At 46.6% G+C, this 11,472-nt stretch carries 9 protein-coding genes; 5 read left to right on the forward strand and 4 right to left on the reverse strand.

Features of this window, described 5'->3' with window-relative positions:
• Positions 1 to 49 precede the first annotated feature (49 nt).
• Positions 50 to 610 carry a flavin reductase family protein gene (locus tag ACE3K2_RS26260; RefSeq protein WP_421897064.1) on the reverse strand — a complete coding sequence of 187 codons (561 nt, stop codon included), beginning with the start codon at positions 608 to 610 and terminating at the stop codon, positions 50 to 52.
• Between the two features lie 232 nt (positions 611 to 842).
• On the opposite strand from ACE3K2_RS26260, the gene catA reads away from it, so the two are divergent.
• The gene (gene catA / locus ACE3K2_RS26265) at positions 843 to 1,490 is read left to right on the forward strand and encodes a type A chloramphenicol O-acetyltransferase (protein ID WP_421897067.1); all 648 of its coding nucleotides are present in this window, start codon (positions 843 to 845) and stop codon (positions 1,488 to 1,490) included.
• 82 nt (positions 1,491 to 1,572) lie between these two features.
• Here catA and ACE3K2_RS26270 read toward each other — a convergent pair whose 3' ends face one another.
• The gene (locus ACE3K2_RS26270) at positions 1,573 to 4,215 is read right to left on the reverse strand and encodes an adenosylcobalamin-dependent ribonucleoside-diphosphate reductase (RefSeq protein WP_421897070.1); all 2,643 of its coding nucleotides are present in this window, start codon (positions 4,213 to 4,215) and stop codon (positions 1,573 to 1,575) included.
• A 565-nt stretch (positions 4,216 to 4,780) separates the two neighbouring features.
• Between ACE3K2_RS26270 and ACE3K2_RS26275 the strand changes: the two genes are divergently transcribed.
• The 3 genes from ACE3K2_RS26275 to ACE3K2_RS26285 all read left to right on the forward strand — a co-directional run bounded on the left by ACE3K2_RS26275 (position 4,781) and on the right by ACE3K2_RS26285 (position 8,899).
• Positions 4,781 to 6,544 (forward strand): DEAD/DEAH box helicase, encoded by a 1,764-nt coding sequence (locus ACE3K2_RS26275; RefSeq protein WP_421897073.1) that lies wholly within the window; start codon positions 4,781 to 4,783, stop codon positions 6,542 to 6,544.
• 3 nt (positions 6,545 to 6,547) lie between these two features.
• Complete coding sequence (locus ACE3K2_RS26280) at positions 6,548 to 7,738, forward strand: YqhG family protein (protein WP_421897076.1); 1,191 nt, start codon at positions 6,548 to 6,550, stop codon at positions 7,736 to 7,738.
• Positions 7,739 to 7,942: 204 nt separating this feature from the next.
• Entirely contained in the window at positions 7,943 to 8,899 is a 957-nt protein-coding gene (locus ACE3K2_RS26285) for a hypothetical protein (protein WP_421897079.1), read from the forward strand.
• A 154-nt stretch (positions 8,900 to 9,053) separates the two neighbouring features.
• Here ACE3K2_RS26285 and ACE3K2_RS26290 read toward each other — a convergent pair whose 3' ends face one another.
• Positions 9,054 to 9,272 carry a YqzE family protein gene (locus ACE3K2_RS26290; RefSeq protein WP_421897082.1) on the reverse strand — a complete coding sequence of 73 codons (219 nt, stop codon included), beginning with the start codon at positions 9,270 to 9,272 and terminating at the stop codon, positions 9,054 to 9,056.
• Positions 9,273 to 9,467: 195 nt separating this feature from the next.
• Here ACE3K2_RS26290 and ACE3K2_RS26295 point away from each other — a divergent pair, with 195 nt between their 5' ends.
• Positions 9,468 to 10,253, forward strand: a complete 786-nt coding sequence (locus ACE3K2_RS26295; RefSeq protein WP_421897085.1) for an N-acetylmuramoyl-L-alanine amidase family protein — start codon at positions 9,468 to 9,470, stop codon at positions 10,251 to 10,253.
• Here the strand turns inward: ACE3K2_RS26295 and ACE3K2_RS26300 are convergent.
• Positions 10,228 to 11,064 carry a divergent polysaccharide deacetylase family protein gene (locus ACE3K2_RS26300; RefSeq protein WP_421898478.1) on the reverse strand — a complete coding sequence of 279 codons (837 nt, stop codon included), beginning with the start codon at positions 11,062 to 11,064 and terminating at the stop codon, positions 10,228 to 10,230. The genes ACE3K2_RS26295 and ACE3K2_RS26300 overlap by 26 nt on opposite strands.
• Between the last annotated feature and the right edge of the window lie 408 nt (positions 11,065 to 11,472).

An 11,472-nucleotide genomic window follows, 5' to 3' on the forward strand; every position in this document is an offset into this window, starting at 1 on the left:
AGACCGGATTGAAAGTTTTGCTCATAATTGCTTCTTCTTGCCTAGGACCCTAGAGGTGGAACGGGTGATTCTTTTCTTCCGCCCTCGCATCCATGATCCGGTATGATGAGCGCCCTGTGTACATTGGGATTTGCAACTTCTCCAGATTGACCATGCCATTCTCCAAAAAGTACTCCTGATCCTGATATCGCTGCAACACTTCACCTGCAATCCATTCATGATCACCATATGTCGTAATATCCATAACCTTGCATTCATAAGCAAAATAAGCGTCTGTCAAAATGGGGACACTTACCTTGATTCCTTCCTCATACGGAATGCCGAATCTTGTGAATTTATCCGTATCTCTTCCACTGAACGTTCCTGCTGCTTGAATCCACTCCGATCGATGAGCTGGTAGGAAATGAACACCGAATACGCCACTCTTCTCGATGAGTTCATAGGAGTATGTTTCCTTACGAAGGGAGATGCCATATACGCCTGGAGACGATCCGATGTATGTATGCCATCCGGACGCCATCACATTCTGGACTCCCTCATGACGTGAAGTCACCACCGCTACCATTCCAGGATAAGAATAAAATTTGGGTTCTTCTATTGGCTGACGCATCTAATCCCCTCTCTTCTTCGTTATAAAGACAACTTTAATTATAAAATAAAGAAACGGGTTGAAAAAGCGCTTTGCAGAGGATTTCGCTATAAGCAACACATTCAGTGTCATGTTATACTGAGATGGATCAATTTCTAAAAATATGATACCGGGAATGTGATAGGATATGGTCAAATCAGTCAAATACACCTCCTAAATGAAGGCATTATTTTAATTTAGGAGGTTATAACTTATGTTTAATCCAATCGTGTTAGATCAGTGGGATCGAAAACCATACTTTGACCACTACTTGAATCAGGTCAGATGTACCTACAGCATAACTGCTAATCTGGATATCACGCTATTGAGTACCGAACTCAAGCTTAAAGGATTGAAATTCTATCCGGCTCTTATTTATATGATCTCTTCGGTTGTTAATGCACACAGAGAATTTCGAACCGGTTTTGATGCAGAGGGCAGATTGGGCTACTGGGACGAAATGTCTCCGAGCTATACGATTTTTCATGAGGACGACAAAAGTTTCTCAACGATCTGGACGACATTCCATGAAGATTTCGAGACGTTCCACAATCGTTATCTGGAAGATATCAAGAATTATAAAGATCACAAGTTATTTGTTGCCAAACCCCATGAACCGCCGAATACGTTTCCCGTTTCCAGTATTCCCTGGGTGAACTTTACGGGATTTAATCTGAATATCTACAATGAAGGAACCTATTTATTGCCTATCTTCACGATGGGAAAATATGTTCAACAGAACGATAAAGTTTATCTTCCCTTATCCATTCAGTTACATCACGCCGTGTGCGACGGCTACCATGCCGGCGTTTTATTTAATGAATTGCAATCACTTGCAGATTGTTGTCATGAATGGTGTTAGTTAGTTAAATGACAAAAAGGCATTCCTGACTTCATGATAGAGTCAGGAGTGCCTTTTCTTTTTCCCTTTTATCAAAAGATATTTAATTGCACTTACTGTACCCACAATTGCTGCATGTTTTGCATCCTTCCACATTCATCAGGGATGCCAATCCGCATGAAGGACATAAATCTCTTGATTCGGTTAAGGTTTTCTGATCCTCCACTTGTGCATATACGCTCTTCACTTGGTTCTGTTCTTTTAAGGACGCTCTTGTCTCATTCTCCTGCACATTGCTCTGTACATGACTTTCCAATGCTTTGGCGACTGCATCAGCAATCGATTCGACCCGATTAGCTCCGAAGCCAATCGCGCCCGAACCACCAATTCCCTTGAGATGTTTGATCAACAGTTCCACCTTGTACCCATGATCTCCGTATCGCAGAAACAGTGAGCATACCCGACCGAGTGCCTCAGCCATGGCGAACACGTCCGATCCCGCTTTGCCCACGTTCAGGAAGATTTCACCCGGCGTTCCCTCCAGATCATTGATCGTAATGTAAGCCATTCCGAATGGTGTATTGATTTTGTATGTCGCACCACGAAGTACCTGTGGGCGGCTTCGATATTGTTTATCCAGCACTGTGGCAGACGAAGGGGTTGAATCAGAAGAAAGAGTATCACCATCAACCTCGCTACCGAACGCTTTAACACCTGCGTGCCCTGCGATATTATTCGAGTTATCTGTTGCAGATACGACAGCCTTCTCTCCTGCTTCCACAGTGTTCTGATCTTCCGCATGAGTCTCTTCCTTCTTCGACGTGGACAACACCTGCACATCCCTGCTACCATCGCGGTATATCGTTACTCCCTTGCAGCCGAGGTCGAAGGCCAATTCGTATAGTTCTGCCGTATCCTCCACTGTAAAATCAGCCGGACAGTTGGCCGTCTTCGAAATGGAGCTATCCACCCATTGTTGAATCGCAGCCTGCACGCGGATATGATTCTCAGCCGACAGATCCATCGCCGTCACATAATAGTCTGGTAAAGCTTCACCCGGATGTTCATCCAGCCAATCTTGTGCAATCGGTACGAACTGTTCATCATAACCCAGACGGCTTTGCCGGAAATACTTGAAGGCGAAATACGGCTCAATACCTGTTGATGTGCCCACCATCGTACCTGTACTTCCCGTTGGTGCCTGTGTGATCAGTGTGACATTTCGAATGCCCTGTTTACGAATCGCCTCTCCCACTTCAGGGTACGTCGCAACCATGTTTTTCATGAAACCACTCTGTAAATACGGTTCAGCTTCGAATGCTGGGAAAGCTCCCTTCTCTGCTGCAATCTCTGCCGATGCCAGATAGGCCTCCTTCGCCATGAATCCATACAGTTTATCCAGAAAAACAAGGGATTCAGGACTCCCGTATCGAATACGCAGCTTAATCATCAGCTCTGCCAGTCCCATGGTGCCAAGTCCAACCCGGCGTTCACGCTGCTGATTCAGTCTATTTTCCTCAAAATGATATGGTGTTGCATCGATGACATTGTCCAAAAATCTAGCCGAGATGCGAGTGGTTTCTGCCAGTTCATCCCATGCCACATCATCATTCGTTTCATCGTAGAATTTGGACAGATTGATTGCAGACAGATTACATACACCCCAACCAGGCAGGCCTTGTTCCGCGCAAGGATTAGTACAGATGATCGGGTTAAAGTACCAGCTGTTGGACATCTGGTTATAGTACTCCATGAAAACCACACCAGGCTCTGCCGATTTCCAGGCTGATTCAATAATGGTATGCCAGATTTCACGCGCCTTCAGTGTACGATAATGCACAACCGCATGACCTGCGGCTTTCCATTGCTGCATATCCCCGTTCCACTCGGTGTCGTAGTCTGGATCGTTTGTATCAGGGAAAACCAAATTCCAATCTCCGTCCTGCTTGACAGCCTCCATAAATGCGTTGCTCACACATACCGACAGATTGGCATTGGTCACCTGACCCATCGTTTGTTTCACGGTAATAAAATCAAGCACATCCGGATGCCAGTCATTCATCATGAGCATGAGCGCACCCCGGCGGCTTCCGCCCTGTTCAATCAGTCCCGTCGTATAACTGAACAGTCCGCCCCACGATACGGAACCGCTGGATGATCCGTTGACTCCTTTCACCACTGCTCGGCGAGGACGCAATGAGGACAAATTAATGCCCACACCTCCCCCCCGTGCCATAATTTCCGTCATCTCGGTCAAGGTCTTCATGATGCCACCCCGACTGTCCTGCGGAGACGGAATGACATAACAATTGAAGAGTGTCAACTCATCGCTTGCCCCTGCGCCCGCAGCAATGCGCCCTCCGGGTACTAACTTCCAATCTTCCAACACCGAGCGGAACTTGGACTCCCACATTGCCCGCTGATCTGCTGTCGATTCAACGGAAGCCATGGCTTTGGCAAGACGGTCCCACATCTCTTCCGGTGTTTTTTCTATATTAAGTGTCAGTTTCTCCACGCTGGTCTCGATGATCTCTCCGCTTCGAGTCCTTACTTGTACAAGTTGGCCCTGACGTTCTATGATTTCGCCCACTTCCTTGGTTGGGAATTTGGGATCATCCTTGGTTAATACCAATACCACATCTCCGACCTTGGCATGATTCGGATCAGCGTCCTTCCAGGCGTATCGGTCCAGAAATATTTTTTCGCTAAGTCCTTCTAATTGATGCGATCGTTGGTTTGATTTCATCGCTACATTCAACCTCCCCGAATAACGCTACATTTTTAATACAAGAGTAAAATATGATGAGACACCACATATAGTGATACAAAACCAGTATATTACACTATATATTGATTTTCCATACGACTTTTATCATAGTCTATCTGCATAGACTCCCCATACTCGGACAAGCTTCTTCACACACCCTCATACGCATGAATACGATATCTGTGAATTTTTTGGCACAAAAAAAACATGTGCCTTTACTAAATTTCTGGGTTCAATATAAGTTAAACTAATCATTTGCACCTCAACGGAGAGGACAGAAAAAACCTGAAAAAGCGAAGCGTTCGCCTAAGAGCTTTCTGAAAGAAAGCTACATCGGAAGCATATGCTTATCACCAGGTTTCCCCCTTCAGAAAAGAGAATCAAAGAAATCTGGGGATAACAGCGATTGGAAGGTTGTTCTGTCATCGTAGTGTTCGTGCAAATAAAATGTAGTTCAACTTTCATAGTTATGAACTCACTCTCATTCGTCCATACTATTACCTACGAATAAAACGTCATCACGTATGGCAGGGGAGGAAGCATCATGAACCGGAAAAACCCGCACCACATAAATCAACCTGTAGCCGAGCTGCCCGTTCCACTGGAATTTGATCGGAGCTGGATCAATCAGTTGGAATCACGATTGGATAAAGGAGGCCCTTGGGGAGATTACCGACTCTTTCAACTGGGCATTCAAGCCGAAGAAACCAATCTGATTCCCAATTTTGACGAAATCCAGTGTTTGAAGCATCTGCAAGGCCTTACTCCACTTCCTCACCAGATGGACACTGCACGCAGGGTATTATTTGAAATGTCAGGCCGGGCCATTCTCGCCGATGAGGTGGGTCTTGGCAAAACCATTGAAGCCGGTCTCATTCTGAAAGAATATATGGTTCGGGGTCTTGTATCCAAAGTACTCATTCTCGTACCTGCGTCTCTTGTATTGCAATGGGTACGGGAGTTGAATTCGAAATTCGGCATCCCTGCTATTGCCCAGAAAAAGGCTTATTCCTGGCAGAATGAAGTGGTGGTTGCTTCCATGGATACGGCCAAACGTGACCCGCATAAAGATATGCTGCTGAATACCGATTACGACATGATTATTATTGACGAGGCCCATAAACTCAAAAACAAGAAAACAACCAACTATCAATTCATGCTGAAATTGCGCAAAAAGTATTGTCTGCTGCTCACTGCGACACCTGTGCAGAACGATATGAGCGAGTTGTTCAATCTGATCAACCTGCTGAAGCCAGGTCAATTGGGTCGTCAGGGTGACTTTGCGGCCAACTTTGTCGTAGACAAACGGGTTCCGAAGAATCAGGAACAGCTTAAGAACGAGTTATCCAAAGTCATGATTCGGAACCGCCGCGGCGAAGGACCCGTTCAATTTACCAAACGGAACGTCTCCAACGTGAACCTGCAACTATCGCCCGAAGAACAGGCGCTTTATGATGGCGTGACTTCCTTTGTTAAAGACCAGTATCAGGAAGCTGGCGGCAACCTGAGCAGCATGCTCTCCCTTGTTACATTACAGCGTGAAGTGTGCAGCAGTCGGGATGCGGTATTCGTGACGCTGGTTAACCTGTCGAAGAAACTTCCGCTGGACTCGCCCCTTCGGGACAAAATTTGGGAACTCGTTGCTCATATTAAAGCGATCAAGGAAAATACCAAAGCCGAGAAAACGATGGAACTGATTCGGAACATGAATGAAAAAGTGATTATCTTCACCGAATACCGGGCCACGCAGGAGTATCTGCTAAACTATTTCCGCAACAATGGGCTTACAGCTGTACCCTATCGGGGTGGTATGAATCGAGGTAAAAAAGACTGGATGATGGATCTCTTCCGCGGGCGTGTGCAGGCCATGATTGCAACGGAAGCGGGTGGCGAGGGCATTAACCTTCAATTTTGCCATCATATGATCAACTTCGATCTGCCTTGGAATCCCATGCGGGTAGAGCAACGGATCGGTCGGGTACACCGGCTGGGACAGCAAAATGATGTGAACATTTTCAACCTTTCCACAACCGGAACCATTGAGGAACATATCTTGAATCTGCTACATGAGAAGATCAATATGTTTGAGATGGTGATCGGCGGGTTGGATGTCATTCTGGAACGGCTGGAGAAGAAGGAGTCCATTGAGAAAAGTTTGTACAAAATCATGTTGGAATCACAAAATGATGAAGATATTCGCCGTAAAATGGATTCCCTTGGACAATCGCTGAACTCCATTCAACGTGAGGTTGCCGATGAAGGCCCTGCCGTATCCGGGTTGTTAGATCTTCGCAAAGGAGGTAGCTGACCCATGACCATGTCTCCCCATGAAGTCCAGGCTTATGTTCTCACCTATCTGGAAGCACTCGATTGTCAAATTATGGAGCGTTCCCCTGCCCATGTTACCGTCAAACTTTCACCTGAGGCGGACAAAGCGCTGACCAATCGCCCCTATTATTGGGGGTTCGTGGAGCGAACCGGAGCACCAGCTGAGACGATGTCCTTTACATTTATATTTGATCCTGACAGTTATCAGCAGGCCATTGAAGCAGCAGAAGCCAAGGTTGCCCAAGCTTCACCTCCGGTTGTACCTAACCCTGCTGGAACGAATGGCGTAACCAACGGCAATACTCAAGGCGAGCCACCAAAAGAAACCATTCTGGGCCGATACTTCGGGATCACTCCATCATTGCCACAGCTGGGGCCAGGACGAATATTGCGTGAAGAAGTGGTGTACGGCAGTCGCAGACTGCAGCAAATTTTCGGCGCAGCCCGTGAAGGCGGTGCCTTCGTAAACCTGTTCGAACAGGCTGCCAAACGGCAATTGCGCGCTGCTGCGCCAGCCGTATATGAGCCTTGGCTTGGTGTGTGTTTCAAGGTGGAATTCGCCTGTGATTTGAAACGGGAAGAATTGCATTTTCTCGGCATCTCCCTTCGCTCGGGTGAAATTATAGAAAAATTCGGCACCAAGCTGAACCGACGTGATCTCAGTCCAAGGCTTGCGGAAAACATGCATGTGCAGACAGCTAAAGTTTCGTTAGTTGATGCCGGAGCTGCTCTCGAATCTCATTTGACGAACCGCTTGCTGGAACTTGATTATAGCTGGGCTGAGAAAGCCCAAGAGCGGCTTGATCTGGAGCTGGACGTGTTAGACACCTATTATGAAGCAGTACTCCGAGAAGATACGCCTGAGGTGGAATCAACAAGTAACACAGCCTCAGGCATGGAAAATGTCCATTCTAACCGTACGCCACCTGCACCCCTGAAAAAAGTTCTGGATATCACTAACGCTAAACCCATTGGAGCAGATGCAGAACTGGCCGCAGAGGCCGTAGTCCCGATCGACACCGAGACAGAGGCCGAAGAGAAAGCCAAACAGGCGGTAATCGATCGTGAAGCTATGAAACTGCAGTATGAGACACGCCGGACCGAGATGATCTGGCAATATGAACCCAAAGTGAAAGTGACTGCCATTAGTAGCGGCATGTTTCACTTAAGATAGACGAAGACACTACTTTTCCTGCAAATGCTGGCAAAAGTAGTGTTTATTCATGATCAGCTGCCCGACAGGTTGCGGCAACCTTTGCATAGCCCGTCCCCTAGAATGAAATTAGGACCCGTTCAGGTAACGGATAAATGAAAAGTAGGTGTAAATTTGAAACGATTCTTTTATACGTGTTGGAACAACGCTCGGAAAACAACCTGTATGACCTTGGGCTTACTCAGTTGTTTTGCTCTGTTCTCCTTCTGGTCGATAGCCAATGCTGAAGAACAACAAACGTCCTCACGATCTCTCGCATCATCCACTGAATATAGTCCCGAACATCATGTATTCCAGAATGAAAAGCTAGCTCCCGCTGCTGTGCAACGATTTGCAGAGCAACAAGCGGTTACACTCGGTACGGCGAACGCCGAAGCAAACTGGAAGAACGCCGACCTGGACTTCTACCCTCTGGGGCCGGGTACACATAGCTGGCTGGTTCAAGCTGCATTGGATGGTAAGCCCATTGGATATATGATTATTACCTCCACAGAACAGGGACAGATGCTACTTAGTGAATATGGTCAAGGAGAACAGTCACCATACAACAATGAACTTCTTGGACAAGCCCTGGATCGACAACATATGAACCTTGAGGCGTTACTTGCTGGCGGAGGAGAGCTTCATCTTGGTTATGCTCTTCCCCTGCTGGCTTACTGGAAAGTGGAACAACCCAACCATCCTGCACTTTATATTGATGCTACGAACGGAGATATCCTACCTTCAGAGTTTCTGAACCTGCTGGAAGCTGATTCCAAACAAGTCTCTGCAAGCATGACTGATTTATCCACAGCTCCTTCTGGTTCAGTCGATGCACTTCATCTGCGACCCGTCTTTGATCCGGCTGACAATCTGTTGTGGATTACCTCCACGCCTGTTGCTGCCAATCGGGCACAAGATGTGATACAACACGGTGAGAATCAAGAGATTGTTTTCTCAGCGGATGATCGTAACGTTGTATACGGCGGTCCTCTGCCTGTTAGCGGTTATCAGCTATGGCATACCGATCAGAAAGCCGAGTCCACTCTATATGTAGCGCTAGGCGGAAAAACATCCATTCAACGCTTTGTCCCTTTGAGCACATTACAACAAGACGGTCAGTTTTACACCTTGAATCCCTGACCATCAGCTAACTCTACAGATTATTCAAATCACGTTAAAATTATAAACATCCACAACAAATAAGACGCCTTCCCATGAATTAAAGGGATTGCGTCTTTTGGTTTTACATTAGGGAGTCTCTTTAAACTCGTTGAGTGACGTAGATAAGCGATCGTTACCCTTTGCCTGAAGAACTTCGTTTATGAGACGGTGTGTCCAATTCTTTTTCCTTTTTGCCCATCCACAGAGATACAGCGAACGGAATCATACCAAACCACTTCATCGCCCACGGCTCTTTCCTTTTGGCGCGACCTTTCCGCTCATCCTTCGGCGTATCGATATAATGAACAACACGCTGCGTAATGTATTTTACCAATTCATCACTTTTGGCCATAACATCTGCCTCCTTCGCTCCTGCACATTTGCGGAGCTTACGATAATTCTATTGTGTGCAAGATGAGTATTGCTTAAACATTTTTTTATTGAAAGGGGTATGAAAAACCTCAGAATGCACAGTCTAATGCCAAAGGTATCCAAACAGCCATTCATCTGCATTCGATACCTATTTCATGAAGGAGTGTGTATTCCCATGTATAAGCTGCTGACTGCTTCTGTAGCCTTGCTAATCAGCTTCCATTACCTTCCCATGCTGCCCCATGTCGCTTATGGAAAAGCAGCTTATCTTGATTTTGCCGTATCTCAAAGTTCAGATCATTCCCGCCCGTCCCAGAACAGTCCATCCATGCTGCCGGTGACCGATGGAGATGCTTATCGCTCAAGTCATCATGCCTTTGCAGCACCCGTTATCCTGCTCGACGTAGGCCATGGCGGTATTGACGGTGGTACGTCAGCCCAAGGTGTTCTGGAAAAAGATATCAATCTCGCCATTAGCCAAAAGGTCTATCTCCTGCTTCGCAGTAAAGGTTATGCCGTTATCATCAATCGACTTGGGGATTATGCACTTAGTGATGAGAACCGCTGGCTGAACAGCCGATCGCGTCATACTAGGGATCTTGCCCAACGTAAGAGCCTTAGCGAAGAAGTAAGTACAGATATCGTGGTCAGCATCCATGCGAACTGGAGTCCCCGATCGACTGCACACGGCCCGGTGGTTCTGCACCAGAAGGAAGGCAGGAGTTATTTACTGGCCCAATCCATTCAGGATGCCATGAACCAATTGTTTGGAACGGAGCATCGGGTCGTATGGGGCAAGCCATTTTATTTATTGAATTACGTGAAACAGCCTGCTGTCATCGTTGAAACCGGATTTTTGAGCAATGCCGAAGACCGAGCCAGAATGAGTGATCCCGCCGAGCAAAAACGAATCGCCCAATCTATTGCGAGCGGCATTATTTATTATCTGTCGGTAGTGTAGGCGCAGACTCCCATTGCCACACATCTCGAACCAGATCACCGATTCCTACAAATTGAACCTGGTTTTGCAGGCGGGAGACGGATTCACGAATCACTGCGGATGTGTTCATCCCCGTTTGACCGACATGACCAATGACAACACAGACATCCTTGTCGATTGCACGCTGAGCTGCCAGATCCATTTGCTTGCGAATGTGTTGCTTGGAGTTTTGATCATCCAGGAAAATGTCATTACCGACAGGTGGCATATTTTTGGATATGGCCAGTTCCCCCACCACGGAGCGAAAGTTGGTACGGCTGTCTACAAAAAAGAGACCCCGCTCCTTGCATACCTCGAGCACAATGGACATGATGCGTTTGTCCGAAGTAATTTTGGAACCCATATGATTGTTCATGCCAATCGCGTGGGGCACATCATCAATTGCTTTCTCCACGCGGGAGCGGACTTCTTCATCGGATAGATTGGATGTGATTGCACCCGGGCCCAGCCATTCAGGTCTTCCTTTCTTGGGTTCCATAGGCATGTGCACAATCACATCCATCCCCTTTTCATGTGCAGCTATCGCATCTTTCTTGGTTGTTTGCAAAAAGGGCATGACCGCTACCGTTAGTTTAACGGGCATCGCCAGGATCTCTGCCGTACCCTTCATGTCATTACCAACATCATCGATGATAATCGCTAACCGTTTGTGATGCGATGGGGACTCTGAAGCTGCCGCTGTGGGCCCTCCTGCTGATATGCCTGCATAAATCACAATTAACAATGCCATGCAACCTGCAATGAATCGATAATGCTTTCTCTTTTCCTTCATCATGTTCCCTCCCCGTAAGTTCTGTGATCTCATTGTTTGATAATGAAGGGAGTAATATGTAAGCCAAAGCCTTCCTTAATAGCAATCCCCCCGCCACTGGAGACCTGCATCTTGATGAAACAACGCTATCCCCCCTTTTCGTCTTTACATTCAGACAAGAAATGTCATTGAACCACAGAAAAAAGAGATTAATTAGAAAAAATACTGTAATTTGTCAGGTTTTCAGTTTGGCAATTATTTAGTAGAATCAACAAATGAAAGAAGTTAATGTGTTTCATTTCTTTCCTATGATTTGCGGAAGGGGGTTTTGAAAGGGTTTACATAAAATAAATGCCAGACTATCAGTTCTTCTTATGTGTTATCCCTGGTCACGGTTTCTCTATGTAACCATTTACCATTATCGAGGAG

The sequence above is a fragment of the Paenibacillus sp. genome (genome assembly GCF_048976745.1).
In the GTDB taxonomy this organism is placed as follows: Bacteria; Bacillota; Bacilli; order Paenibacillales; family Paenibacillaceae; genus Paenibacillus.

Coding starts and splice junctions, on each gene's coding strand:
- ACE3K2_RS26295 (WP_421897085.1), top strand. CDS start 9,468: ATGTATAAGCTGCTGACTGCTTCTGTAGCCTTGCTAATCAGCTTCCAT.
- ACE3K2_RS26300 (WP_421898478.1), bottom strand. CDS start 11,064: ATGAAGGAAAAGAGAAAGCATTATCGATTCATTGCAGGTTGCATGGCA.
- catA (WP_421897067.1), top strand. CDS start 843: ATGTTTAATCCAATCGTGTTAGATCAGTGGGATCGAAAACCATACTTT.
- ACE3K2_RS26275 (WP_421897073.1), top strand. CDS start 4,781: ATGAACCGGAAAAACCCGCACCACATAAATCAACCTGTAGCCGAGCTG.
- ACE3K2_RS26260 (WP_421897064.1), bottom strand. CDS start 610: ATGCGTCAGCCAATAGAAGAACCCAAATTTTATTCTTATCCTGGAATG.
- ACE3K2_RS26290 (WP_421897082.1), bottom strand. CDS start 9,272: ATGGCCAAAAGTGATGAATTGGTAAAATACATTACGCAGCGTGTTGTT.
- ACE3K2_RS26285 (WP_421897079.1), top strand. CDS start 7,943: ATGACCTTGGGCTTACTCAGTTGTTTTGCTCTGTTCTCCTTCTGGTCG.
- ACE3K2_RS26280 (WP_421897076.1), top strand. CDS start 6,548: ATGACCATGTCTCCCCATGAAGTCCAGGCTTATGTTCTCACCTATCTG.
- ACE3K2_RS26270 (WP_421897070.1), bottom strand. CDS start 4,215: ATGAAATCAAACCAACGATCGCATCAATTAGAAGGACTTAGCGAAAAA.